This window comes from Pseudomonas sp. B1(2018) (genome assembly GCF_003097365.1).
GTDB classification, from domain to species: domain Bacteria; phylum Pseudomonadota; class Gammaproteobacteria; order Pseudomonadales; family Pseudomonadaceae; genus Aquipseudomonas; species Aquipseudomonas laurylsulfatiphila.
The window spans coordinates 159,042-186,008 of the sequence record NZ_PYUK01000008.1; the positions used below are offsets into that span (position 1 = coordinate 159,042).

Below are 26,967 nucleotides of genomic sequence, written 5' to 3' on the forward strand. Positions count from 1 at the left end.
CACGCGGCGACGCGCGGCAACTGTGTAAACCCGATGTAGGAGCTGACGAGTGAAACGAGGCTGCGATCTTTCCAGGGCCACTTGAGTCCCGAGCGAACCCTGAAAGATCAAGATCAAAAGATCGCAGCCTTCGGCAGCTCCTACACCGGCTCACCCGAGTTTCGAAAATCGGTGTCACCAGTGACCTTGCAAGTTTTTGTAAGCCTGCCTTAACCCAATCGGGCCTAGCCCGAGATCGAGACGGATGCAGATTATGCACAGGCTAAAGCACGGCCTACTCCAGGCCGCCGGTTGGCTGTTCTACCTGAGTTTACTGATGGGCCTCGCCATGGCGTTGCCCGTGTCCACGTTCGACTCCGAGTCGAAGGACTTCATTTTCCTGATTGGCGCCGTGGGTATCTGGCGCTACTCGATGGGTGCCACGCATTTTGTGCGCGGCATGATTTTTCTGTACGTCGTCTACCCGTACCTGCGGCGCAAAGTGCGCAAGCTGGGCAAAGCGGCTGACCCGTCCCACGTATTCCTGATGGTCACCAGTTTTCGTATCGACGCGCTGACCACTGCGCAGGTCTACAGCTCGGTGATCCGCGAAGCCATCGACTGCGACCTGCCGACCACCGTGGTCTGCTCCATCGTGGAAATGTCCGATGAGCTGCTGGTCAAAAGCCTGTGGAACCGGATGAACCCACCGGCCCGGGTCAAACTCGACTTCGTGCGCATTCCCGGCACCGGCAAGCGCGATGGCCTGGCCTACGGCTTCCGCGCCATCTCCCGACACCTGCCGGACGATCGCGCCGTGGTCGCGGTGATCGATGGCGACACCGTGCTCGGCGAAGGCGTGGTGCGAAAGACCGTGCCGTGGTTCCAGTTGTTCGGCAACGTCGGCGGCCTGACCACCAACGAATTCTGCGAAGTGCGCGGCGGCTACATCATGAGCGAATGGCACAAGCTGCGTTTCGCCCAGCGCCACATCAACATGTGCTCGATGGCTCTGTCCAAGCGCGTGCTGACCATGACCGGGCGCATGTCGGTGTTCCGTGCCACCGTGGTCACCAACCCGGAATTCATCGCCGATGTGGAAAGCGACTCGCTGCAACACTGGCGCCTGGGTCGCTTCAAGTTCCTTACCGGCGACGACAAGTCGAGCTGGTTCAGCCTGATGCGCCTGGGCTACGACACCTTCTACGTGCCCGACGCGGCGATCAACACCGTTGAACACCCGCCGGAAAAGAGCTTCATCAAGGCCAGCCGCAAACTGATGTTCCGCTGGTACGGCAACAACCTTCGGCAGAACTCCCGTGCCCTGGGCCTGGGGATCAAACGCCTCGGCATGTTCACCTCAGTAGTGCTGTTCGACCAGCGCGTGTCGATGTGGACCTCGCTGCTGGGACTGACCGTGGCGCTGATCGCCAGCTTCAAGTACGGCACCGCGTTCATCCTGGTGTACCTGCTTTGGATCGGCATCACCCGGTTCATCCTGACCTTGTTGCTGTCGTGCTCCGGACACCGGATCGGCCCGGCCTACCCGGCGATTCTCTATTACAACCAGATCGTCGGCGCGCTGGTGAAGATCTACGTGTTCTTCCGCCTCGACCAACAGTCCTGGACTCGCCAACCCACTTCTCTGACCCGTGATCTCGCCAGCTTTCAACGTTGGTTCAACACCTGGTCGTCTCGGACCATGACCTTCTCTGCCGGCAGCATTTTTGTCGCCGTGCTGCTGTTGATGGTCTGACCGCCCCCTTATTGAATTAACCAGGAAATCGCCCTTATGAATACCGCCGTCAACGCCAACGTAGTGCACGAATCCGAAGCCCAGCGCCAACACGCCCGCGTGAAAATCCCGGCCAAGTTGCGTTTCTTCGGCCCTGACCGGACGCCGGTCGAAGCCCGGGTGATCGACCTGTCCGCCGGTGGCCTGGCGTTCAACGCCGGTCAGTTGCCGCTGAAAACTGGCGATGTGTACAAGGCCCGCCTGCAGTTCGTCATCGACAACCTCGGCCTGGCCATGGACGTCGAGTTGCAGGTCCGCTCCTTCGACCGCGAGACGGGACGCGCCGGCTGCCAGTTCCAGAACCTGGAACCACGGGACATCTCGACCCTGCGCCACCTGATCACTTCGCACCTGGCTGGCGACATCGTCAGCGTGGGTGAAATGCTGGCGACCCTGCAGCGCGACAACTTCACCAAGGCACGCAAGATGAAGGACGGCGGCCACGGCATGACCGCGTTCGGACGCCTGAAAGCCGTGACCTTCAGCCTGGGGGTCTTTGTGGTGGGTGTTGCCGCCTTCGGCTTCGTTTTCAAATCGGTGTATGGCATGTACTTCGTCAGCCACGCCCAGGCCGGTCTGGTCAGCGTGCCGGGCGTGAACATCACCATGCCCCGCGACGGTACCGTACAGAGCCTGGTGAAAGCCGACGGTGTGGCCGCCAAGGGCGCACCGCTGGCGACCTTCAGCACCAGCATGCTCGACGTGCTCAAGGGCCATCTGGACGAAGACCAACTGCAGCCGGCCAAGGTTGAAGAACTGTTCGGCAAGCAGATGACCGGCACCCTGACCTCGCCTTGCGATTGCACCGTGGCCCAGCAAATGGTCGCCAACGGTCAGTACGCCAGCAAGGGCGACGTGATCTTCCAACTGGTCCCGCGCAACAGCGAAGCCAATGTTGAAGCCCGCTTCTCCTATCGCCAGTTCGGCGACGTACGCCCGGGTACTTCGGTGCGCTTCCAGATCGCCGGCGAGGACAAGAGCCGCACCGGCAAGATCGTCAGCAGCACCAGCCTGAAAAGCGCCGACCTGTCGTCGGACATCCGCGTGCTGATCCAGCCGGACGAAACCCTGGACAGCTCCCTCGCCGGCCGCCCGGTGGAAGTGAACAGCGACCGTGGCCCGAACCTGAACTGGCTGATCGACAAAGCCATGGCTGTCGGTCTTTAAGTCGAGGACATGCCTGTGACCATCACAAAAACTCAAAACACGCCGCAGCCCCTGTGGGAGCGGGCTTGCTCGCGAATGCGGTTTAACATTCAACATCAATGCGGGATGACACACCGCTTTCGCGAGCAAGCCCGCTCCCACATGGGCTCGCTGTGTGCAGTGGCATTGGCGGTGAGCCTGGCCGGTTGCGCCGGCCTCCCCGACCAGCGCCTGGCCAACGAAGCGCTCAAGCGCGGCGATACCGCCACCGCTGCGGCGAACTACCGGCAACTGGCAGACCTGGGCTACAGCGAAGCACAAGTCGGCCTGGCCGATATCCAGGTCGACAGCCGTGACCCGGCGCAGATGAAACAGGCCGAGGCGACTTACCGCGCCGCGGCCAGCGTTTCGCCGCGCGCCCAGGCACGCCTCGGTCGCCTGCTGGTGGCCAAGCCCGGTTCCACCGAAGCCGAGCAGCACGAAGCCGAAACCCTGCTGAAAAAAGCCGCCGCCGCAGGCGAAGGCAACACGCTGATTCCGCTGGCGATGCTGTACCTGCAATACCCGCACAGCTTTCCCAACGTGAATGCCCAGCAGCAGATCAGCCAATGGCGTGCCGAGAACAAGCCGGAAGCCGGCTTGGCGCAAGTGCTGCTCTATCGCACCCAGGGCACCTACGACCAGCATCTGGATGACGTGGAGAAGATCTGCAAGGCCGCGCTCAACACCAGTGACATCTGCTACGTCGAACTGGCCACGGTCTACCAGAAACAGGCCAAGCCAGAGCAACAGGCCGAGCTGATCAAGCAGATGCAAGCGGCTCACGCTCACGGCAGCGTTTCGGCGCAGCGCGTCGACAGCGTCGCCCGTGTGCTCGCCGATGCGACCCTGGGCAAGACCGACGAGAAGACCGCGCAATCGCTGCTCGAACCGATCGCCCCGGGCTACCCTGCGTCGTGGGTCACCCTCGCGCAGTTGATCTACGACTTCCCGGAACTCGGCGACGTCGACCAGATGATGAAGTACCTGGACAACGGCCGCGCCGCCGACCAGCCCCGCGCCGAGCTGTTGCTGGGCAAGCTCTACTACGAAGGCAAGATGGTCCCGGCCGACGCCAAGGTTGCCGAAGAACACTTCCAGAAAGCCGTCGGCCGCGAAGTCGCCGCCGATTACTACCTCGGCCAGATCTACCGCCGTGGCTACCTGGGCAAGGTCTATCCGCAGAAGGCCCTCGACCATCTGTTGACCGCTGCGCGCAACGGCCAGAACAGCGCCGACTTCGCCATCGCCCAACTGTTTTCCCAAGGCAAGGGCACCAAGCCAGATCCGCTGAACGCCTACGTCTTCAGCCAACTGGCCCTGGCCCAGAACACGCCGCAGGCCACCGAGCTTGCGCAAACAATCCAAACGCAATTGCCGCCCGACCGGCTGGCCGAAGCCCAACGCCTGTTGAAACAAGAACAGGCCGTGCGCGGTGCCCTGAGCCCGAACACGCCGGAACTGCATACCCTGCAAGAAGAAGTCAGCGAGGAAACCCAATGAAGTTGAATCCATTCATGAAGGCCGGCATCGGCCTGACATTCGCGCTGATCTGGTCTTGCCCGACGCTTGCTGCGATGACTGAAGAAACCAAGAACTTCGGCCTGGACATGAAGATCACCGGCCAGTCCGAAGACGACCGAGACCTCGGCACCCAGCGCGGCGGCGACGTCAACGGCGTCGGCCTCGACCTGCGCCCGTGGGTGTATGGCGAAAGCGGCGCGTGGAGCGCTTACGCCATGGGTCAGGCGGTGACGTCCACCGACATCATCGAGACCGACACACTGCAAGAGTCCGAAGGCACCGAGAACACCAGCAACAATGACCGCCAGACCAAGAAGAACTACCTGGCGATGCGCGAATTCTGGGTCGGCTACAGCGGTTTCACGCCCTACCCCGGCGAGATCCTGAAACTCGGTCGTCAGCGTCTGCACAACGACGACGGTCAATGGCGCGATACCAACATCGAAGCCCTGAACTGGACCTTCGACACCACCTTGTTGCGCGCCAACGCGGGTGTCGCCGAGCGCTTCAGCGAGTACCGCACTGACCTGAAAGAACTGTCCCCCAAGGACAAGGATCGCCTGCACGCCTACGCCGATGCCGAATACCAATGGACACCGGGTCACTGGGCCGGCATTCGCGGTCACCACACTCACGATGACGGCAAGCTCGACTATCCGGAACCGGGCGTACCTTCCGATTCGCTGGACAAAAAACAGAATGGCGACATCAGCTGGCTGGGCTTGCAGGCCAACAGCGATGCCTACAACTGGCGCAACACCAATACCTTCAACTACTGGGGCAGCATCACCGGCATGAGTGGCGACCGCGACACAGTCAACCCGCTGAACGCTGATGGCACCGCTCCCGCACAACCCAAGAGCAGCGGCGATGTCGATGGCTGGGCCACCGACCTGGGCGTGCGCCTGCGCCTCGATCCGCATTGGCAAGTCGGTGCGGCCTACGCCCGGGCCAGCGCCGATTACGAACAGAACGGCCTGGAAAGCAACCGCTCGAACTACACCGGTACACGTTCACGCGTGCACCGTTTCGGCGAAGCCTTCCGTGGCGAAATGAACAACATGCAATCGGCCACGCTGTTCGGTTCGTGGATGCTCAACGACGAATACGACGCCAGCCTGATCTACCACAAATTCTGGCGCGTCGACGGCAACAAGCCGATCACCAGCGACGGCATCGACGCTGTGCAGAACAACACCGACGACGTGACCGGCGCCGTGTTGTCCAGCACCTCCCTGCCGCTGAACGATGGCGAAAAAGACCTCGGTCAGGAAATGGACCTGGTGGTCACCAAGTACTTCAAGCAAGGCCTGTTGCCGGCGGCGCTGAGCCAGAAAATCGATGAACCTTCGGCCCTGGTGCGGTTCCGTGGCGGTGTGTTCAAGCCAGGCGATGCGTACGGCAAGGAAGTCGATTCGTACATGCATCGCGCGTTCATCGACGTGGTCTGGAAATTCTGATGCAGAGCGCGAAGGGAGTCCCCGACATGAACAGTGCCAAGAAAGGTTCCTTGACCTTGCTGGCCGGCGCGATGCTACTGGCAAGTGCGGCTGCCTTCGCGACTGTGGAGCCCGCTGCGCCCGCCAAGCCGGCCACTGTTGCCAAGGAACTGCAACAAGCCAAGACCTACACCGTCAGCAGCGCACCGACCGCGCCGCTGGAACTGGCCAAGCCGAAACTGCCGGACGTTTCCGGCTACACAGCCGAAGCCATCGCGGCAAAAATCGTGCGCAGCAAGGTCGGCAAAGTCAGCGTGCGCCGGATGATGCAGGAAGACGCACTGAAGGACTTCATCGGCGGGGACAACAAGATGGCCGAATGGGTGGTGCGTCAGCACGGCATCCCGCAGGCGATCTTCGTCGACGACGGCTACATGAACCTCAAGGACGTGGCGAAGAAACTGCCGAAGTACGTCATCGAAACGTCACCGGGCGTGTACCTCGCCAGGCTGCCGATCGTGGTCGGTCGTCACGGCATCCTCGAAATCGACAAGCAGACCCAGGAACTGCGCTTGTCCCAGGAGGCTGGTGCGTTCCTGGTCAACGACGGCCAGTTGTTCGTGCGTGACACCAAAATCACTGGCTGGCGGGAGAAGGACAACGGTCCGGCGACGTTCAATTCGCCGAAGGAATTCCGTCCGTTCCTGCTGGCCTGGGGTGGTACCGAGACCTACATCGCCAACAGCAAGATTGCCAGCTTCGGCTACGCCAACAGTAAGTCCTACGGCGTGAGTATTTCCCAGTACACGCCGAACATGGCCAAGGTGCTCAAGCGTCCTGAGCCGACCGGCTGGATCGTCGGTTCCGAGTTCTCGGACATGTGGTACGGCTTCTACTGCTATGAGACCCGCGACTTCGTGGTCAAGGGCAACACCTACAAAGACAACATCGTCTACGGCATCGACCCGCACGACCGTTCCCACGGTCTGATCATTGCCGACAACACGGTGTACGGGACCAAGAAGAAGCACGGGATCATTATTTCCCGTGAGGTCAACGACAGCTTCATCTTCAACAACCGCAGCTACGACAACAAGTTGTCGGGCCTGGTGATCGACCGTAACAGCGTGAACAACCTGATTGCCCACAACGAGATCTACCAGAACCACACCGACGGCATCACCCTCTACGAGAGTGCCGACAACCTGCTGTGGGGCAATCGTGTGTTGAGCAACCGGCGCCACGGCATCCGCATTCGTAACAGCGTGAACATTCGCCTGTACGAAAACGTCGCCATGGCCAACGGCCTCACCGGCGTCTACGGCCACATCAAGGACCTGAGCAACACCGACCGTGACATCAAGCTCGACCCGTTCGACGCCCAGGTGTCGCTGATCGTGGTCGGCGGTGAGCTGGCGGCCAACGGCAGCGGCCCACTGTCCATCGACTCGCCGCTGAGTGTCGAGTTGTATCGCGTGTCCATGCTCGCACCGACCAAGTCCAGCGGCATCAGCTTCACCGGCATCCTTGGCGAGCGCCAGGATGAAATTCTCGACCTGCTGGTGCGCCAGCAGAAAGCCGTGCTGATCGACCCCGTCGAACGCCAGACCGAAATGCGGGACTGAGGATAATCTTATGCACCCACACTTGATCAAATTACTCAGCCTGTCGGCCCTGACCGCCGGCATTCTCGCGGCCAGCACTGGCGCGCGTGCCGATGAAGTTCAAGCGCCCAAGTTCAGCGCTGAACCGTGCTGCAGCCTGTGCCCGGCCGCCCATGACGCGAAGAACTACACCACCCGTTATCAGCAGAACTTCACCACGCTGGTGCAGGCCCAGGGCGACTGGCTGTTCCGTACGCAGGAAGACTTGCGCACCGAATTCGACACCACGCCCGCCGGCTACAAACGCATGAAGCAACTGCACGATGCGTTCAAGAGCAAAGGCGTGGAACTGGTTGTCGTGTACCAGCCGACCCGTGGCCTGGTGAACCGCAACAAGCTCAACCCGGCGGAGAAGGCCAGCTTCGACTTCGACAAGGCGCTGCGGAACTACAAGTCCATGCTCGGCCGTTTCGCGCAGATGGGCTACGTCGTTCCGGACCTGTCGCCGCTGACCAACGAGTCGTTGCCGGACACCCTGCCCGCCCACGATTTCTACTTCCGTGGCGACCAGCACTGGACGCCGTACGGTGCCCAGCGCACGGCGAAAATCGTCGCCGAGAAGGTCAAGCAATTGCCTGAATTCGCCGACATTCCCAAGCGCGAATTCGAGACCAAAAAGTCGGGGCGCATGGGCAAGACCGGAACGTTGCACAACATGGCCGGTCAACTCTGTGGCACCAGCTACGCGATCCAGTACATGGATCAGTTCACCACCGAGCCGAAGGGCGAAGCGGGCGATGGCGATCTGTTCGGTGATTCCGGCAACCCGCAAATCACCCTCGTGGGTACCTCCCACAGTGGCAAGAACTACAACTTCGCCGGTTTCCTCGAAGAGGCCATCGGCGCCGACATCCTCAACGTGGCGTTCCCCGGCGGCGGCCTGGAAGGTTCGATGTTGCAGTACCTGGGCAGCGACGAGTTCCAGAAGAACCCGCCGAAGATTCTCATCTGGGAATTCTCGCCGCTGTACCGCCTCGACCAGGAAACCATCTACCGCCAGATGATGGCGCTGCTGGACAACGGTTGCGAAGGCAAGGATGCACAGATGTCCGGCAGCGCCACGCTCAAGCCGGGCAAAAACGAGTTGATGGTCAACAGCAAGAACATGGACCTGCGCAACAGCAGCCACCAGGTCGACATCCGCTTCGCCGATACGTCGGTGAAAACCCTGCAAGCCACCCTCTGGTACATGAACGGTCGCCACGAGGACATCAAGATCGACAAACCGGAAACCTCCGAGACTGACGGGCGTTTCGCTTTCGAGTTGCGCACGGACGAAGACTGGGCCTCGCAGAACCTGCTGGCCGTTGAAGTCCAGGGCCCCGAAGCCGGTGCCGCGCCTCAGAAAGTCGAAGCGAAAATTTGCAAACGCAACGTATTCCCGGGCGCCGAGCAGCGTACTGCTTCGGTCGGGCAATGAGGTCTGCCATGCGCAATCCGAAATTATCAACACTGTTGGCACCGACGCTCCTGAGCGTGGCGATGTTCGCCGGGGCCACGCAAGCGGCGGCGCCACTGCGTCCACCCCAGGGCTACTTTGCGCCTGTGGATAAATTCAAGACGGGCGACAAGAGCGAAGGCTGCGATGCAATGCCGACGCCTTACACCGGCTCGTTGCAATTTCGCAGCAAGTACGAAGGTTCGGACAAGGCCCGCGCGACCCTCAACGTGCAGTCGGAAAAAGCCTTCCGCGACAGCACCGCCGACATCACCAAGATCGAGCGCGGCACCAGCAAGCGCGTGATGCAGTTCATGCGTGACGGTCGCCCGGAACAACTGGAATGCACGCTGAGCTGGCTGACAGCCTGGGCCCAGGCCGACGCGCTGATGTCCAAGGACTTCAACCACACCGGCAAGTCGATGCGCAAATGGGCCCTGGGCAGCATGGCTTCGGCGTATATCCGCCTGAAGTTTTCCGACTCCCACCCGCTGGCCACCCATCAACAGCAAGCGCAGTTGATCGAAGCCTGGTTCAGCAAGATGGCCGACCAGGTGGTCAGCGACTGGGACAACCTGCCGCTCGAGCAGACCAACAACCACTCGTACTGGGCCGCCTGGTCGGTGATGGCCACTTCCGTCGCCACCAACCGCCGCGACCTGTTCGACTGGGCGGTGAAGGAATACAAGGTCGGCGCCAATCAGGTCGACGCCGACGGCTACCTGCCCAACGAACTCAAGCGTCAGCAACGAGCCCTGGCCTACCACAACTACGCCCTGCCGCCGCTGGCGATGATCGCCAGTTTCGCCCAGGTCAACGGGGTGGACTTGCGTCAGGAAAACAATGGCGCACTCAAACGCCTGGGTGACCGGGTGCTGTCCGGGGTGAAAGACCCGGATGAGTTCGAGAAAAAGAACGGCAAGGAACAGGACATGACCGACCTCAAAGAGGACATGAAATTCGCCTGGCTCGAACCGTATTGCTCGCTCTACACCTGCTCGCCCGAGGTGCTGGCGAAGAAACACAAGATGCAACCGTTCAAGACCTTCCGCCTCGGCGGTGACCTGACCAAGGTCTACGACCCGGCCAATGAAAAGGGCAAGGGTTCCTAGACCAGACACAACCCCCTGTAGGAGCTGCCGAAGGCTGCGATCTTTTGATCTTGATCTTGATCTTTAAAAGCAAGATCAAAAGATCGCAGCCTGCGGCAGCTCCTACAGAGTCAGCGTCAGGTGTGAGTTTTTTGTGTGTTGCCCTCCAGGTTTTCTTGGGGGGTTTGGGGGGGCCGTTGGCCCTTGACTGTTGGTTCAAACAAGGAGAGATCGGGATGGTTTTTTCGTCCACCGTGTTCCTGTTTTTGTTCTTGCCGATCTTCCTCGGCTTGTACTACCTGAGCGGGCAACGCTATCGCAATCTGCTGCTGCTGATTGCCAGTTACGTGTTCTACGCCTGGTGGCGTGTGGACTTCCTCGCACTGTTCGCCGGCGTCACGCTGTGGAACTACTGGATCGGCCTGAAAGTCGGTGCCGCCGGGGTCAAGACCAAACCGGCGCAGCGCTGGCTGCTGCTCGGCGTGGCTGTCGACCTGTGTATCCTCGGCTACTTCAAGTACGCCAACTTCGGCGTCGACAGCATCAACGCGATGATGACGTCGGTGGGCCTGGAGCCTTTCATCCTGACCCACGTGCTGCTGCCGATCGGGATCTCGTTCTACGTCTTCGAGTCCATCAGCTACATCATCGACGTCTACCGTGGCGACACTCCGGCGACCCGCAACCTGATCGACTTCGCGGCGTTCGTGGCGATCTTCCCGCACTTGATCGCCGGTCCCGTGTTGCGTTTTCGCGACCTGGCCGACCAGTTCAACAACCGCACCCACACCCTCGACAAGTTCTCCGAGGGCTGCACGCGGTTCATGCAGGGTTTCATCAAGAAAGTCTTCATCGCCGACACCCTCGCGGTGGTGGCCGACCATTGCTTCGCCCTGCAAAACCCGACCACGGGCGATGCCTGGCTCGGCGCCCTGGCGTACACCGCACAGCTGTATTTCGACTTCTCCGGCTACAGCGACATGGCCATCGGCCTGGGCTTGATGATGGGTTTCCGCTTCATGGAAAACTTCAAGCAGCCGTATGTCAGCCAGTCGATCACCGAGTTCTGGCGGCGCTGGCACATCAGCCTGTCGACCTGGCTGCGTGACTATCTGTACATCACCCTGGGCGGCAACCGCAAAGGCACGCTGATGACCTATCGCAACCTGTTTCTGACCATGCTGCTCGGTGGTCTGTGGCACGGCGCGAACATCACCTACATCGTCTGGGGTGCATGGCACGGCATGTGGCTGGCGATTGAAAAAGCCATCGGCCTGAATACTTCGCCACGCAGCTTCAACCCGATCCGCTGGGTGCTGACCTTCCTGCTGGTGGTGATGGGCTGGGTGATCTTCCGTGCGGAAAACCTGCATGTCGCCGGGCGCATGTACGGCGCGATGTTCAGCTTCAGCGACTGGTCGCTGTCGGAACTCAACCAGGCCAGCCTCACCGGCCTGCAAGTGGCGACGCTGATCGTGGCCTACGTGACCCTGGCGTTTTTCGGCCTGCGCGACTTCTACACCAATCAGCCTCCGGTGAAGACCAAGCCAGCTGTGAACGTCGACACCGACGGCCCGGCCGCTGCGACACCGGGAACCATCAAGGCCGTGCCTGGGGATAACCCGGCGAGCATCCACCAGCCTGGCTACACCGTCGGCGTCGAAGCCCAGGTGCAACCGGCCTACTGGACCGCTGACTGGTCGCGCTACGTGATGCGTGCGCTGGTGCTGCTGCTGTTCATCGCCTCGATTCTCAAACTCTCGGCGCAAAGCTTCTCGCCGTTCCTTTACTTCCAGTTCTGAGGGATCTGACCATGACCCGCTCATTACGCATCTTCTACATCGCGCTGTTCCTGGTGACCCTGCTGGTGCTCGGTCTGTGGTCGGTGCGCAGTTTCTTCGGCTTCAGCACCAACGCCGATGCGACGGTGCTCAACGGTCGCTGGACCAAGGCCGTGGAAACCCACTACGACGACGAGTTCCCGATCAAGCGCCTGGGCACCAATCTATGGGCCGCGCTGGATTTCAAACTGTTCAACGAAGGTCGTCCGGGCGTGGTGCTCGGTCGCGACCAGTGGTTGTACAGCGATGAAGAATTCCACCCGGTGGTCAACGAAGAGCTGAACCTGCAAGGCAACTACGCGCTGGTCGAAGGCGTGCGCCAGACCTTGAAAGAGAAAGGCGTGCAACTGGTGATGGCGGTGGTGCCGGCCAAGGTGCGCCTGTACCCGGAACACCTGGGTGAGGTGAAACCGGCGAGCATCCACGCCAACCTCTACAAGGACTTCCACCAGCGCCTGGCCGCCGACCGGATTCCGGCCCCCGACCTGCTCGGCCCGCTGCAACAGGCCAAGCAGAACGGCCAGCAAGTGTTCCTGCGCACCGACACCCACTGGACCCCGGAAGGCGCCGAGATCGCGGCCAATCGTTTGGCCAGGACCATCGCCGACAAGTACCCGCTGAGCGGTGAACCGCAGCGCTTCGTCACCCAACCGGCCGAAACCGTCACCCACAAGGGCGACCTGCGTCTGTTCCTGCCACTGGATCCGCTGTTCGAAAACCTGATGCCCAAGCAAGAAACCTTGCACAAGCGCAATACGGTCGCCGCTGAAGATCAGCCCGCCGGCGACGACGCCCTGTTCGCCAACACCGAAGTACCGGTGGCCCTGATCGGCACCAGCTACAGCGCCAACCCCAACTGGAATTTTGTGGGAGCACTCAAGCAGGCGTTGCACAGCGACGTGGTCAATTACGCCGAAGACGGTCACGGCCCGATTCTGCCGATGCTCAGCTACCTGAAAAGCGATGCCTTCAAGAACAGCCCGCCACAGGTGCTGATCTGGGAGTTCCCTGAACGATATCTGCCTGTGAACAACGAAATCGGCGACGCCGACCCGCAGTGGGTCGCAGAGCTTAAACAAGCCGGCGCCCGCCAACAAAACGTAGCTGCAAACACTAAATCCGAGACGCCCGACCGGGCGCAAAACTGAAAGAGAGGTACACCATGACTTTCACTACTACTCCTCGTCGTCTCGCCAAACGCCTTGCCCTGGTTGCCGGCCTCAGCGTGCTGTCGGTACAGGCTTTCGCCGCTGGCGACGCCGCCCTGTACGGCCCGACCGCGCCGAAAGGCTCGACCTTCGTGCGTATCTACAACGCCAGCAACGCCGAAGTCAGCGCCACCGTCGGCAGCACCAACCTGAGCGATGTCGCGCCACTGTCGAGCAGTGACTTCAGCTTCATGCCGGGCGGCGACTACAGCGCCAAGGTCGGTAGCCAGAGCCTGCCGGTGAAACTGGCCGGCGACCACTATTACACCCTGGTCAACAACGCCAGCGGCGCACCGCAACTGATCGAAGAACCGCCGTTCAAGAACAAGCAGAAGTCCCTGGTCCGCGTACAGAACCTCAGCGACAAGGCGCTGACCCTGAAAACCGCCGATGGCAAGACCGACGTGGTCCCGAACGTTGCACCCAAGGGTCGCGGCGAGCGTGAAATCAACCCGGTGAAAGTCAGCCTGGCGCTCTATGACGGCAGCACCAAAGTCGGCGACGTGAAACCGGTCGCCCTGGAACGCGGTGAAGCCGCGGTGCTGTACGTCACCGGCAGCGGCAGCAGCCTGTCGCCGGTCTGGGTGAAACGCCCGGTATCGACGCGCTAATGAATTCGCCACAGAGGTAACGCCAACCTCTGTAGGAGCTGCCGCAGGCTGCGATCTTTTGATTTGCTTCAAAGATCAAGATCAAAAGATCGCAGCCTGCGGCAGCTCCTACACAGGCAGCGTCACCTCCGGGCACGGAACAAAAACAAGAGTGAAACGACAGAACGCAGTAGCTCTAACCAATCGATATTCAAGGAGTAACAACATGATTCCGGTGATCTTGTCAGGTGGTAGTGGCTCACGTCTTTGGCCGCTTTCCCGCAAACAATTCCCTAAACAGTTCCTGGCCCTGACCGGCGAACACACCCTGTTCCAGCAAACCCTGGAACGCCTGGTGTTCGAAGGCATGGACACGCCCATCGTGGTCTGCAACAAGGACCACCGCTTCATCGTCAACGAGCAATTAGCGGCGCGCAAACTCGAATCCCAGCGCATCCTGATGGAGCCGTTCGGTCGCAACACCGCACCGGCCGTGGCCCTGACCGCGATGATGCTGGTCAATGAAGGTCGCGACGAACTGATGCTGGTATTGCCGGCCGACCACGTCCTGGAAGACCAGAAAGCCCTGCAACGCGCCCTGGCCCTGGCCACAGTCGCCGCCGAAAACGGTGAAATGGTGCTGTTCGGCGTGCCGGCCACCAAGCCGGAAACCGGTTATGGCTACATCAAGTCGACCAACGACTCGCTGCTGCCCGAAGGCGTCAGCCGCGTTTCGCACTTCGTGGAAAAACCCGACGTGAAGCGCGCCACCGAGTTCGTCCAGTCCGGCGGTTACTTCTGGAACAGCGGCATGTTCCTGTTCCGCGCCAGCCGCTTCCTGGAAGAGCTGAAAAAGCACGATCCGGACATCTACGACACCTGCCTGCTGACCCTGGAACGCAGCCAACAGGACGCCGACACCATCACCTTCGACGAAGCCACCTTCGCCTGCTGCCCGGACAATTCCATCGACTACTCGGTGATGGAAAAAACCCAACGCGCCTGCGTCGTGCCGCTGACCGCCGGCTGGAGCGATGTCGGTTGCTGGTCGTCGTTGTGGGAAGTGAATGCAAAAGACGCCAACGGCAACGTCACCAAAGGCGACGTGGTGATCCAGGACAGCAAAAACTGCATGATCCACGGCAACGGCAAACTGGTGTCGGTGATCGGCCTGGAAAACATCGTCGTGGTCGAAACCAAGGACGCCATGATGATCGCCCACAAGGACAAGGTCCAAGGCGTGAAACAGATGGTCAACACCCTCAACGAACAGGGCCGCAGCGAAACCCAGAACCACTGCGAAGTCTACCGTCCGTGGGGCTCCTACGACTCGGTGGACATGGGCGGCCGCTTCCAGGTCAAGCACATCTCGGTCAAACCGGGCGCGTGCCTGTCGCTGCAGATGCACCACCACCGTGCTGAACACTGGATCGTGGTCAGTGGCACGGCGGAAGTGACCTGTGACGAGAATGTGTTCCTGCTGACCGAGAACCAGTCGACCTATATTCCGATTGCTTCGGTGCATCGCCTGCGTAATCCGGGGAAGATTCCGTTGGAGATCATTGAGGTGCAATCGGGGAGTTATCTGGGTGAGGATGATATCGAGCGGTTTGAGGATATCTACGGGCGGTCTACGCCGGTTGAGCGTGGGGTTGCGGTGAAGACGATCGCGCAGTAAGCGTTCAGTAGCACCAGAAGCCCCCGTCCAGTCCGCTGCGGCCCCTATCCGCAGCGGGTTGGGCGGGGCTTACTTATTGTCTCGACAGGCAGCCTTTTACAGAGGCCGCGCATCTCCCCATCCAAGGGCCATAGCTTGCGAGCGAGGGTTTATCGCCTGTGTCCTGATTTTTTTTAGATTTACAGTTTCTTCGATTTGATTCAACGCATTCATCGTCAAGTAAGTTCCGGCACCACGAAGGCTCAAGGTATCTTTCGCTATCCCTTCTTCGTCGATGGCGCGACGCAATTGCTCTCCACTCAGCTGAGAGCCCGGATCAATCACGGTATAATCAACCGTCAATTCTGCGTCCTCGTTTTCTAAAGGAAATGTCAGGGTCATCATCGTGAAGCCATATACCTTTCGTTGCGCAGGTTCCTTATCACGGTCCGATTTATTAATGAGCGCAAACAGCCGTGTGTGTGGTTTTTTCCCCGACATCAAATCCATAACTCGCATTATCCCTTCCCGCGCCAGCGAGTCTGACAGCTCCCCTGAAATATACTCGCCAGCCTTGAAATTCCATTTCTGTTTCCCAGCGTCCTTGGCTTTCGTAACGATGGGGGAATTAGCCAGAGCAGCATATTTTTCCCTGTAACTCCCCAGTACATCCTTCATTTCGTCTGTATCCATGACGCCAGGCTCTTTTCGCCTGCGCTGATCCTCTCTGGTACCCACCCCTATTTCTACAACTTCAAAATCGTCTCTCCCCTTATATAAGCCTGACGCCCCATCCAGGACTTTTACCGTCTTTTTTGGAAGCTGAGTCTTAAAGAAAAACAAATTAAAAGTATTAACCTCTATTTCCAGCGTTTTAAGAGCCCCCGACTTAACTTTGCCTGCGGCTTTAGACGGCAGCAGCTCCAGACCATCTGCATCTCTGTAACTGATCGGGTTATTTCTAACCATGCTATACAGATTAAGCCCATCGACAGGCCCCGCAGGATCCGGATTCAACCACCGCTGCCACTCCGCCACGTAATACCTGAACCCATAGTAATAAAGCCCCGTCGCATCCCGTTCTTTCCCCGAGTAGCGCACGGTTTTATAACTGACCTGCACCGCCTCGCCATCTGCCCACGCCGTGCCGCCGAACGGGTAGTAGCGTTCCTGGCTGATGACCTTGGCGTCCTGATCCAACTCCACTGTGGATGAACCCAAATGATCGCTCAAGCTGTAGCGGTATTGGTCATTGTCCATGTCTTTCGGCGGCGCGGACTCCCAATGCAACACCCGCACACTGCTGCGCCCGGCCTCGACGTTGATCACCTGCAACACTTCGCCCGTGCCGCTGTATTTGCGCAGTTCCAGGTTTGGCAGATAGCGGGTTTCAGCGATCAATGTCCGGGCATGGGCCAGGGTCTCGCGGACTTTGCGCAGGCGCATCCCGTCGGCACCGTAGACATAACGTTCGCGGTCATCGACACCCGAATCGCGCACCACCGGCCGCACTTCGCCCAACTGGTTGCGCAGGTCCCAGGCCAATACCTGCCCCGGTTGTAACTTGAGCAAGTTACCGTTGCCGTCGAAGCCTCGGCGGAAGTCCTCCTCGCCCGGTTCCACGCCCTCCAGCACCGGCAAACAGCGATTGCTGTGCGTCGCCGACACCAGCCGATGAGCATGGTTTTGCGGACCTTTGTGGGTCAGTTCCAGCAGACTGCCACCCAAGTTGTAGTGATAGGTCTGGCGATAGTTCGCTCGGGGGGCGGGATCATCGAACGTCGAAAACTGTGGGCCTTTATTGGCGCCGCCCGCTTCCCAGCCGAGGGCTTCGATCAGTTGCGACAGGCTGTCGTAGAAGTAGCAATTGAGCGGTTCGATCCGTTGGTTGGCGAAGTAGCGAATCGGCAGCGCGGCATCCTCGATGCTCAGCACATTGCCCACCGGGTCGTAGGCGTAGTTCAGGTCTTGCAGGGCTTCGTTGCCGCGCTGGGCACTGAGGCGAGTCAATCGGCCATTTTGCGCGTCGTATTCCAGCGTGGTGATTACGCCGTTGCCGGCGACTTCCCGTTCGGTCTGGCCGTGGGCGTTGTAGGTGATGGCGCTGACCAGCGTTTTCGGGGTGGGTGTGCCGTTGAGTTGCAAGCGAACCTCGCGCAACTGGCCATCGAGGGTCTGGCTGAACAACTGACGGTGCCCCTTGGCATCGGTTTGATGGGAAACCTCGCCCAATGCATTGATCTGTGAACGGGTGGTGGCGCCCTCGCCCGGTTCCAGCAGCAATTCACGATCCGCTACCGACCCGGGCCAATCCGGCAACGTCAGGTCGTTCAGAAAATGCCGCGTCTGCTCCAGCGCCGTGCCGTGCAGTCCGAACTCGGTATATCGCTGCGAGCCCGCCGGGTCATCGTGGCGGATCAGTTGGCCGCATTGGTTGCGCTCGGCAGCAGCCTGATCGTTCGCGCCGTAACACAAGCGTTCCGTGCAAAGCGCTTCGCCGTCCACGGCTTGCTCGAACACCGATTCCGGGCGCAGCTGAGCGTCGTATTGCATCCAGCGCTGAGAGCCCCGGCCATCCCAGTGGTGGATCGGTTGCCCCGCCTCACCCAACAGCGCCACCCGCCACCCGGCATCAACGCTGCTCGTACTCAATACTGCGCCGGACAGGGCATGAGTCGTTTGCAGATTGGCCGGAGCCGAAGCGTCCAGAAACAGCCGCGGGTCCCACTGCGCAATCGCTCGCCCCGCCCCATCATGGACCGTGCGGTTGACCCGTGTCTGAGGGAGCACGCCGTCGTTGTCACGCCAGTAATCCGCGGCACGCACTGCCAGCCCCCGAGGGTCTATCGCGCTCAGGCTCGGGGTGTGGCGGTGGATTGAAGGGGTTGATGACACAATATGCGCTCCGGAATCACTCCCCTCATCTAAGCCTGTTGATCAAGGGTCCGGCTACTGTCAGAAATTACAGGACAGATGGACGGTCACGAGGCTGCAAATGCAAAACCGGGTTATGGGTGCATCACCAAAAAAACGAGTTTTGCTTACAACCACCAAAATTACCCATTGCTTCGGTGCTTCACCTTCGTAGCCTTGGGGAGATCCCGCTGGAGATCATTGAGGTGCAGTCGGGGGAGTTATCTGGGTGAGGACGATATCGAGCGGATTGAAGATATCTACGGGCGGTCTACGCCGGTTGAGCGCAGGGTTGCGGTGAAGACTATCGCGCAGTAAGCGATTGGTAAAAATAGCCCCCATTCAGTCCACTGCGTTTCCTATCCGCAGTGGGGTGGATTGGGTTTTTTCCAAATTGAATGCCTTCTGAGCCACGGTTTTCAACGGAAAAACTAAACTCCAACTGACGCGCTTCTTGGCTTGTATCGACTCCAACCTATCCGGTCTGTACGCCAAGGGGCATCCACAAGCTTTCCCTCTTGATAAAATAGTACTTTATCTGCTAATTTTTCACGATTACGATATAAATAACGCAACTCTGATGACGTTATGGACTGTTGGCTTTTCGTCACAACACTATTCATATCCAGACCATCAAGCATAAAATGCACAACGGCTGAATCCTCTGATTTCAGCATCGTCGACAATCCCGCCTTACTTGCGCGACTATTCAAATCAAATCTCAACTCCCCATTTTCATCATCAACGTACCTCTGAAACGTCGAAGACACAGAATATTTACCTCCGGCAAGCTCTGCCGCAAACCTTTCAGAAAACCCTCTATAAACTTCTCTCGAAAAAAATGTAGCATGACTTGATTTAATTTTTTCATAAAACTTATTTTCAACCTCGGCGACTTTTCCTTTTGCCTTTACATAATTCCCCAACCAAAAACCATACCCCTTGCTTATACGAGAGGCCACTAACGCATGCTGATCCTCATTTATAACTGAAAGAGTATGCCTCAACCACTCCGTGCCTTCCGGGTCGGTTAATTTCATATAGAACTCAGCCTTGGTATAATCACCGCGTATTTTATGCAAACCACCGATCAACTCTTCAGTGTCCTTTCTGGTGAAGTGCATCGCTAATACATCACCACGATCAGTCAGTTTTGCGTACCAGCTCAAATAACGATTTTCAACTATCTTGTACATCCCAAAAATCAGATCACCCTGCTCAGGCTTGAAAAATCTATTGAAGTCACTTTGTCTTCCATCGGCATCCTTAAGGTTGATTGGATTATTTCGGACCATGGAATAAATATTTAATCCATCAACGTTACCGGCAGGGTCCGGATTCACCCACCGCTGCCACCACGACACGTAGTACCGGAATCCATAGTAGTAAAGGCCCGTTACATCCCGCTCCTTCCCCGAATAACGCACCGTTTTATAACTGGCTTCAACCTCTCCCCTGCCAGCAAACCATGCCGTGGTGCCATACGGGTGATAGCGCTCCTGGCTGATCACCTCGCCCGCACCATCGAGCTCCAGAGCGCAGGACCCCAGGTGATCGTTCAGGCTGTAACGGTATTGATCATTGGCGCTGTCCTTCGGCGGTTCCGACTCCCAATGCAACACCCGCACACTGCTGCGCCCGGCCTGCACGCTGATCACCTGCAACACTTCGCCCGTGCCGCTGTGGCGGCGTAGTTCCAGGTTGGACAGGTAGCGCACTTCGCAAATCAGCGTTCGTGCATTGGTTTGCATCGAACGAACCTTGCGTACCCGCATGCCGTCGGCACCGTAGATGTAGCACTCGCAATCATCTTCACCGATTTCACGTTGCACCGGCCGCACTTCGCGCAATTGATTGCGCAGGTCCCAACTCAACGCCTGCCCCGCTTGCAGGCTCAGCAAATTGCCGTTGCCGTCAAAACCCCGGTGAAAATCCTCTTCGCCCGGTTCCACGCCTTCAATTACCGGCAGACAGCGGTTGTTGTGCGCCGCCGCGACCAGTCGATGACCATGGCTTTGCGGACCATTGTGGATCAGCTCCAGCAGATTGCCGCCTGGATCGTAGCGATATTGCTGGCGGTAATTGGCGCAAGGCGCGGGGTCGTCGAAGGGCGAAAACTGCGGGCCGCGGTTGACGCTACCCGCCTCCCAACCGGTGGCTTCGACCAGTTGATAAAAGCTGTCGTAGCAATAGTGGCTGATCGGTTCGATGCGCTGGTTGGCGAAGTAGCGAATCGGCAGGGCGGCGTCGTTGATGCTCAGGACATTGCCCACCGGGTCGTATCCGTAGTGCAGATCTTGCAGGGATTCGTTGCCGCGCTTGGCATTCAGACGAGTCAACCGGCCATTCTGCGTATCGTATTCCAGCGAGGTGATCGCACCATTGCCGGCGATTTCCCGTTCGGTTTGCCCATAGGCGTTGTAGTCGATGCCGTTGATCAAGGTTTGCGGCATCAGCTCGCCATTGAGTTGCAGGCGAACCTCACGCAACTGGCCATCGAGGGTTTGGCTGAACAACTGGCGATGACCTTTGGCGTCGGTCTGGTGGATCGATTCGCCCAGTGCGTTAAAGTGTGAGCGCAAGGTTGCCCCCTCACCCGGTTCCAACAATCGTGCGCAATCCGCTAATTGCTCAGGCCAGTCGGGCATCGCAAGATCGTTGAGAAAATGCCGAACCTGCTGCAGCTCCCCACCGAGCAGCCCAAACTCGGCGAATACCTGCGAGCCCGCCGGATCATCATGACGAATCAGTTGCCCACATTGGTTGTGATCGGCGAACGCTTGATCACTCGCGCCGTAACTCAAGCGCTCCGCGCAAATCGCTTCGCCGTCCTGCGGCTGCTCGAACACCGATAACGGGCGCAACTGTGTGTCGTACTCCATCCACCGCTGAAAGCCCCGGCCATCCCAGCTGTGAACCACTTGACCTGCCTCGCCAAACAGCCCGACGCGCAGGCCCGCATCCACGCTGCTGGTGGCCAACACTGTGTCGGACAAAGTATAAATGCTGACCAGATTCGCCGGTGCCGAAGCGTCCGGAAACAGCCGCGGGTCCCACTGCGCAATCGCTCGCCCTGCCCAATCATGGACCGTGCGATTGACCCGTGTCTGAGGGGGGACGCCGTCGATGTCACGCCAGTAACCCACAGCACGCACCGTCAGCCCCCGAGGGTCAATCGCGGTCAGGCTCGGGGTGTGGCGGTGGATTGAAGCGGTTGCTGGCACAGTATGCGCTCCGGAATCACTCCCCCTGATATAAGCCTGTCTATCAAGAGCCCGGCTACTGTCAGAAATTACAGTTCAGACCGACGGCCTCAAACACCTTCGCCACGCCCTGCCCATCGCCAACCCCACTCGCGCTTAGGTAGGATGCTCCTCTCTATTCCCGAGATTTACGTCATGTTCATCGGCGTCCTGCTGGTCATCACCTGGCTGATCCTGTTGCTGCGCTATCCGGCCAAGGCCTTGCCCGTATCCGTGGCCGCCGCCGTGGGGCTGGGGATCGTCGCGACCTGGGTCATCTGGATGGACCACCGCGAACTCAAGCAATTGCAACGCCTGGAGTTGCGCATCAGTTACGCGCCGCAGCAGTGTCCCGCCGACCGGCCACTGCAATTGACGATGAACAATGGCAATGACGTGCCGCTGACGGAACTGCGCTGGCGGGTTGCGGCCTATGCTCCGGGCGATACGGTGAACCTGGCCGACAACCAATACACCGCCCCGCGTTATCGCGGCCCCGGCGAATTGCAGGCTGGTGGCAACTGGGAAGATTGCTTGCCGCTGCCGCCGTTGCGCCCTGGCTACCGGCCGGAAACCCTGGAGTTTCGCGCCGAACGATTGCAGGGTAGTTTTTCCGACTGATCCCTCCCCCATTTTTTGCACAAGGAATGCGCCATGCCCGTTGCGTTGATTACCGGTTGCTCCAGCGGCATTGGCCGTGCCCTTGCCGATGCGTTCAAGGTCGCCGGCTATGAAGTCTGGGCCAGTGCCCGCAGGGCCGAAGATGTCGCGGCACTCACCGCTGCGGGTTTCACCGCCGTGCAACTGGATGTCAACGATGCCGTGGCACTCGAAACCTTGAGCGAGCGAATCAACCAGCAAACCGGCGGCCTCGATGTGCTGATCAACAATGCGGGTTATGGCGCCATGGGGCCGTTGCTCGATGGCGGCGTACCGGCCATGCAGCGCCAGTTCGAGACCAATGTGTTCGCCATCGTCGGCGTTACCCGCGCCTTGTTCCCGGTGCTGCGTCGGGCCAAGGGGCTGGTGGTGAATATCGGTAGCGTGTCCGGTGTACTGGTCACGCCATTCGCCGGCGCCTACTGCGCTTCGAAAGCTGCCGTGCATGCCTTGAGTGATGCCTTGCGCATGGAACTGGCGCCGTTCGGCGTGCGGGTCATGGAGGTCCAGCCGGGGGCCATCGCTTCCAGCTTCGCCAAGAATGCCGGGCATGAAGCCGAGCAACTGATCAGTGAACAATCGCCGTGGTTTCCGCTGCGTGAAGGCATACGCGCCCGGGCCAGGGCTTCCCAGGACAGGCCGACCCCGGCCAGTGAGTTTGCCGCCGGATTGCTCAAGGCCGTGCAGCAAGCCAAACCGCCACGGCTGATCCGCCTGGGCAATGGCAGCCGCGCGTTGCCGCTGATGGCCAGTTTGTTGCCCAAGGGTTTGCTCGAATCCGGGCTGATGAAGCGGTTCGGGTTGCGTGGGCAGCTCTGACACCGCGTCATCGTTCTTCGCGGGCAAGCCCGCTCCCACAGGATTAGCGCTATTTCAGAATCTGCGTATGACCTGTGGGAGCGGGCTTTCCCGCGAAGGCGTCAGAACAGACACCACAGAATTTCAGGAAGCAACATGACCGACTACACCGAATACTTCGACGAAGTGATCCAGGCCCACGTGGCCATCGAACAATGGCTGGCCGAGGAGCGCGACACGTCCGATCTCGAAAAACTGCTGACGCGTTTTTCGGCGCAGTTTTCCATGGTCTCGCCGCTGGGTCGGGTGCTGGATTTTGACGCGCTGAATGACCTATTCACGCTGGCGGGCGGCAAAAAACTCGGGTTCAGGATCGAGCTCAGCGAGTTGCGTGGCATTGCGTTATACGAGGGTGGCGCCACCGTGAGCTACCGCGAGCAACAGACCGATGCGACCGGGCTGCACTCGGATCGTCGTTCCACGGTTGTGTTCGAGAAGGTAGATGACAGGATTCTTTGGCGACATCTACAGGAAACTTTCTGCTGAACACGACGACGATCAACTGTAGGAGCGAGCCTGCTCGCGATGGACGTCAACGATAACGCGCGCATTCTGAATACACGCGGCGCGCTCTGGTTCATCGCGAGCAGGCTCGCTCCTACAAGGTTTAAGCACCCTCGCCTTGCTTCACCACCACCGTACAAGTAATCCCCGCCGCCAACACCACCCCCTCCGGCACTTCATCAATGTGAATGCGCACCGGTACTCGTTGCGCCAGGCGTACCCAGTTGAAGGTCGGGTTGACGTCGGCGATCAGTTCGCGGCTCTCCGGGTTGTCGCGGTCGTAGATGCCGCGCGAGATGCTTTCCACGTGGCCCTTGAGCACTTCGCCGCTCATCAGTTGCATGTCGGCCTTATCACCGACGCGTACGTGGGGCAGCTTGGTTTCTTCGAAGAAGCCGTAGACCCAGAACGAGTTCATGTCGACCACGGCCATTTTCGCCTCGCCAATGCGCGCGTAGTCGCCGCGATGCACGTTGAGGTTGGTCACATAGCCGTCTACCGCGGCGCGCACTTCGGTGCGCTTGAGGTTGAGTTCGGCGGCTTCCAGTTGCGCCTGGGCCTGCTGGTAATCAGCCAGGGCCGAGTCGGCGAGGTTACTGGCGTCGTCGCGGTTTTCCCGGGAGATCACCAGGTTGTCCATATCGGCGCGACGATGGGCGTTGACCTTGCGCATCTCCCAGGTCGCCTTGCGCGATGCCACCAGACTCTGCGCTTGCTTGACCGCCAGGCGGTAGTGCTCGGGGTCGATCTGCATCAGCAAATCGCCTTTTTTCACCAGCTGGTTGTCGCGCACCGGCACGTCCACCACTTCGCCGGTGACGTCGGCGGCGACGTTGATGATATCGGCGCGCACGCGGCCGTCGCGGGTCCACGGCGTGTTCATGTAGTGCTCCCACAGGGAGCGGCCGATCCACAGCGCGAGGGCCAGCACCAGCAGGGTCGCGAGCAGGCTGAAAAACTTTTTCATCGGGGCATTCTCAGTAATAGAGAGTCAACGGTAGACAGTCAGCGCCATGGCGCCGAACAGACAGGTAAACAGACTCAGGCGCAGCAGCGCCGGGTGCCAGAAGAAGCGGTACAGGTCGAACCCGGACAGGAACCGGTCCAGCGCCCAGGCCAGGGCCGCCGCGATGAAAAACATCAGGGTCATGGTCGGCATGTACACGCCGTGGAAAGCGATTTCACGATGCATGTTCTAGTCCTTTTGGCTGGCTGCTTGTGAAGGCCGCGAGCGGTGATTGCGGATCGAGCAGCGAGGTGCGGATGAAGTGCAGGTAGCTCTTCACCCGGCGCAACGCCGAGGTATCGAAATGCGGTGCGAAAGGTTCGTCGGTTGACTGCACACGGCTGATCGCGTGATCGACCGCGATCAGCGCGCGTTCGAGGTTGCTGTTGTTCGGTTGCAAGAACAGCCGCACCAGTGCACGCCCCATCACCCGGATCGCCTGGCGCCACGGCTGGGATTCGGCATAGGCCGGATGCACCGGTAGAATCGCCTGCTCCTTGCGCAACTCGATGATCGCGTGGCCGACTTCCAGCACCACGAACATCCAGCGCAACAAGTCCCGCTGCACCTGCGGTTGGCCCGCTGCGAAGCCGTAGGCCTGATGCACCAGGTCGCGGGTGCGGCTTTCGAAACTCGACGCCAGGCCCTTGAGCTTGCCGCTGATGGCGTACACCACCTGACCACGCAGGTCCTGCTCCAGGCGACGCCACAACCAGCGGCTGTTGGGCGGCAGAATGATCGCCCCGGCCGCTGCGCACACCAGCATGCCAAGCACCATGGCGATGTAGTCGTTGATGAAGGTGTAGGGGTTGTAGACCGTGAGGTTGTCCGGCACTGAACCGGTGCTGAAGAAGATCAGCAAGCCCAGGCCGACGCCGACGAATTGCGGCCGCGAGGTCAGGAACGAGCCGAGTACGATCACTGGCGCGAGCATCACGCACAGCAACGGAAATCCATCGATCCACGGGAAAATGAAAAACATCTCGACGAAGCCGATCAATGCCCCGAGCAATGTCCCGCACGCCATCTGAAAGGCCATGCGCTTGGGGTTCGGGGTAGCGGCGGACAGGCCCACGGTCGCGGCGGCAATCAGGGTCATGGTCGCGCCGCTCGGCCAGGCGGTTGCCACCCAATAGCTGCCCAATACCACCAGAATGAACGCCGCGCGTATCCCCGATGCTGCCGCTGCCATCCAGTTGGTTTGCGGGGTGAACGGCTCGTCCCAACGCTCTCGTTCGTGACTGTGATCAGCCAGTGACGCGTGGGTCTGGGCATAACTGTGCAAGTCGTCGACAAAGCGATAGAGCAGTTCGTAGGCGGTGTGGAAATCCAGTTGCCCGGCATCGCTTGGATTGCTCTGCTGGAACGTCGCCCGCAAGCTGCGCACCCGCGCCGGTAAACCTTCCTTGTAGACGCTCAGCACCGTGACCAGGCGCGCTGCATCGGCGCTGGTCAGGGCGCGACCGCTGAATCCGTCGAGCAGCTCGGCGAGGTCCTGCAAGCCGGGTTTGATCGCCTCCACCACCTGGTCCGCCGCGCTGCTGCGCAGGCGTTCGAGCAACTGGTGCAAGGCGTTGAAGCGCGTGGTAATGCCCATGAATTCGCTGTTCAGGCGACTGAGCCGGCCATTGCGTCGACGCATGTGCGGGTCTTCGAAAACAGTGACGCTACGCAAGCCTTCCAGACCCACGGCTTCGGCGATGAAACGCACGTTGCCAGCCTCGAACGCCTCGCGCTGACTGCGACCGCGCAAGCCGTCGGTGACGAACAGGGCGAATACGCCGAAGCGCTGGTACAAGGCATTGCGCATCGCCGCGCTGGCCGATTGCGGCAGGATCGCCGCACTGACCAGGGTCGAACAGAGAATGCCCAACGAGATCTCCAGCACTCGCCAGACCGCCGCCATGAACGCGCCATCCGGATGGGCCAGCGCGGGCAAGCCGACCATCGCGGCGGTGTACCCGGCGAGGACAAATCCATAGGCGCGGAAGTTGCGGCAGCGCGCGGCACCGGCCGTGCAGATACCGACCCAGATCGCCAGCGAACCGAGGAACAGCTCAGTGTTCTGCGCAAACAGGGCGATCAGCGCGACCATCACCGCCGACCCGGCGAGGGTGCCGAGAAACCGATAGAAACTCTTGGCGAACACCTGACCGCTCTGCGGCTGCATGACGATGAACACGGTGATCATCGCCGTGCGCGGTTGCGGCAGTTCCAGGCGCATGGCCAGCCAAAGCGTCAGGAATGCCGCGAACAGCACCTTGAAGATGTAGACCCAGGTCACGCCGTCGCTGCGTGCCCAGTCGAAGAAACCCCGGCGCCATTCAAGGGAGTACAGCCAGCGCAAGGGTGCGGGCAAGGGAGTCATGAAAT

General features: G+C 59.9%; 19 protein-coding genes and 1 pseudogene. 15 read left to right on the plus strand and 5 right to left on the minus strand.

Going from position 1 to position 26,967, the window contains the following annotated elements:
* The first annotated feature begins 253 nt into the window (after positions 1-253).
* The 11 genes from alg8 to C9422_RS14905 all read left to right on the plus strand — a co-directional run bounded on the left by alg8 (position 254) and on the right by C9422_RS14905 (position 15,432).
* The gene (gene alg8, locus C9422_RS14850; protein ID WP_371924760.1) at positions 254-1,735 is read left to right on the plus strand and encodes a mannuronan synthase; all 1,482 of its coding nucleotides are present in this window, start codon (positions 254-256) and stop codon (positions 1,733-1,735) included.
* 36 nt (positions 1,736-1,771) lie between these two features.
* Positions 1,772-2,941 carry an alginate biosynthesis protein Alg44 gene (locus tag C9422_RS14860; protein ID WP_007972650.1) on the plus strand — a complete coding sequence of 390 codons (1,170 nt, stop codon included), beginning with the start codon at positions 1,772-1,774 and terminating at the stop codon, positions 2,939-2,941.
* Positions 2,942-2,950: 9 nt separating this feature from the next.
* Positions 2,951-4,462, plus strand: coding sequence for an alginate biosynthesis TPR repeat lipoprotein AlgK (gene algK, locus C9422_RS14865; RefSeq protein WP_116581164.1), 1,512 nt, complete (start codon positions 2,951-2,953; stop codon positions 4,460-4,462).
* Positions 4,459-5,943 (plus strand): alginate export family protein, encoded by a 1,485-nt coding sequence (locus tag C9422_RS14870; RefSeq protein WP_116581165.1) that lies wholly within the window; start codon positions 4,459-4,461, stop codon positions 5,941-5,943. The genes algK and C9422_RS14870 overlap by 4 nt, the downstream gene beginning before the upstream one ends.
* Before the next feature lie 26 nt (positions 5,944-5,969).
* The gene (algG, locus tag C9422_RS14875; protein WP_116581166.1) at positions 5,970-7,547 is read left to right on the plus strand and encodes a mannuronan 5-epimerase AlgG; all 1,578 of its coding nucleotides are present in this window, start codon (positions 5,970-5,972) and stop codon (positions 7,545-7,547) included.
* 10 nt (positions 7,548-7,557) lie between these two features.
* Positions 7,558-9,006: an alginate O-acetyltransferase gene (locus tag C9422_RS14880; protein WP_116581167.1), complete on the plus strand. Its 1,449-nt coding sequence runs from the start codon at positions 7,558-7,560 to the stop codon at positions 9,004-9,006.
* An 8-nt stretch (positions 9,007-9,014) separates the two neighbouring features.
* Positions 9,015-10,136, plus strand: coding sequence for a mannuronate-specific alginate lyase (locus tag C9422_RS14885; RefSeq protein WP_116581168.1), 1,122 nt, complete (start codon positions 9,015-9,017; stop codon positions 10,134-10,136).
* A 215-nt stretch (positions 10,137-10,351) separates the two neighbouring features.
* Positions 10,352-11,917 (plus strand): MBOAT family protein, encoded by a 1,566-nt coding sequence (locus C9422_RS14890; RefSeq protein WP_116581169.1) that lies wholly within the window; start codon positions 10,352-10,354, stop codon positions 11,915-11,917.
* A gap of 11 nt (positions 11,918-11,928) precedes the next feature.
* Positions 11,929-13,104 carry an alginate O-acetyltransferase gene (locus C9422_RS14895; RefSeq protein WP_116581170.1) on the plus strand — a complete coding sequence of 392 codons (1,176 nt, stop codon included), beginning with the start codon at positions 11,929-11,931 and terminating at the stop codon, positions 13,102-13,104.
* A 14-nt stretch (positions 13,105-13,118) separates the two neighbouring features.
* A complete protein-coding gene (locus C9422_RS14900; protein WP_116581171.1) occupies positions 13,119-13,775 on the plus strand; it encodes an alginate O-acetyltransferase AlgF in 657 nt (218 codons plus the stop codon).
* A gap of 205 nt (positions 13,776-13,980) precedes the next feature.
* Positions 13,981-15,432 carry a mannose-1-phosphate guanylyltransferase/mannose-6-phosphate isomerase gene (locus C9422_RS14905; protein WP_102698506.1) on the plus strand — a complete coding sequence of 484 codons (1,452 nt, stop codon included), beginning with the start codon at positions 13,981-13,983 and terminating at the stop codon, positions 15,430-15,432.
* Between the two features lie 96 nt (positions 15,433-15,528).
* On the opposite strand, the gene C9422_RS14910 is transcribed toward C9422_RS14905, so the two are convergent.
* Complete coding sequence (locus C9422_RS14910; RefSeq protein ID WP_256589966.1) at positions 15,529-18,237, minus strand: RHS repeat domain-containing protein; 2,709 nt, start codon at positions 18,235-18,237, stop codon at positions 15,529-15,531.
* Positions 18,238-18,455: 218 nt separating this feature from the next.
* Here C9422_RS14910 and C9422_RS14915 point away from each other — a divergent pair.
* Positions 18,456-18,642 (plus strand): annotated as a pseudogene (locus C9422_RS14915) (mannose-1-phosphate guanylyltransferase/mannose-6-phosphate isomerase); the annotation flags it as partial.
* Positions 18,643-18,755: 113 nt separating this feature from the next.
* Here the strand turns inward: C9422_RS14915 and C9422_RS14920 are convergent.
* Positions 18,756-21,548: an RHS repeat-associated core domain-containing protein gene (locus C9422_RS14920; RefSeq protein WP_256589967.1), complete on the minus strand. Its 2,793-nt coding sequence runs from the start codon at positions 21,546-21,548 to the stop codon at positions 18,756-18,758.
* A 174-nt stretch (positions 21,549-21,722) separates the two neighbouring features.
* On the opposite strand from C9422_RS14920, the gene C9422_RS14925 reads away from it, so the two are divergent.
* The 3 genes from C9422_RS14925 (at position 21,723) to C9422_RS14935 (ending at position 23,570) form a co-directional block, all read left to right on the plus strand.
* Positions 21,723-22,187: a multidrug transporter gene (locus C9422_RS14925; protein WP_116581172.1), complete on the plus strand. Its 465-nt coding sequence runs from the start codon at positions 21,723-21,725 to the stop codon at positions 22,185-22,187.
* A gap of 33 nt (positions 22,188-22,220) precedes the next feature.
* Entirely contained in the window at positions 22,221-23,045 is an 825-nt protein-coding gene (locus C9422_RS14930) for an SDR family oxidoreductase (protein ID WP_116581173.1), read from the plus strand.
* Between the two features lie 135 nt (positions 23,046-23,180).
* Complete coding sequence (locus C9422_RS14935; RefSeq protein WP_116581174.1) at positions 23,181-23,570, plus strand: DUF4440 domain-containing protein; 390 nt, start codon at positions 23,181-23,183, stop codon at positions 23,568-23,570.
* A 121-nt stretch (positions 23,571-23,691) separates the two neighbouring features.
* On the opposite strand, the gene C9422_RS14940 is transcribed toward C9422_RS14935, so the two are convergent.
* From C9422_RS14940 to C9422_RS14950, 3 genes are read right to left on the minus strand one after another with little or no spacing between them, the layout of a single operon-like run.
* The gene (locus C9422_RS14940) at positions 23,692-24,555 is read right to left on the minus strand and encodes an HlyD family secretion protein (protein ID WP_007972629.1); all 864 of its coding nucleotides are present in this window, start codon (positions 24,553-24,555) and stop codon (positions 23,692-23,694) included.
* Between the two features lie 24 nt (positions 24,556-24,579).
* Positions 24,580-24,780 (minus strand): DUF1656 domain-containing protein, encoded by a 201-nt coding sequence (locus C9422_RS14945; protein ID WP_116581175.1) that lies wholly within the window; start codon positions 24,778-24,780, stop codon positions 24,580-24,582.
* Positions 24,770-26,962: an FUSC family protein gene (locus tag C9422_RS14950; protein ID WP_116581176.1), complete on the minus strand. Its 2,193-nt coding sequence runs from the start codon at positions 26,960-26,962 to the stop codon at positions 24,770-24,772. Before C9422_RS14950 ends, C9422_RS14945 begins: the two co-directional genes overlap by 11 nt.
* Positions 26,963-26,967 lie beyond the last annotated feature (5 nt).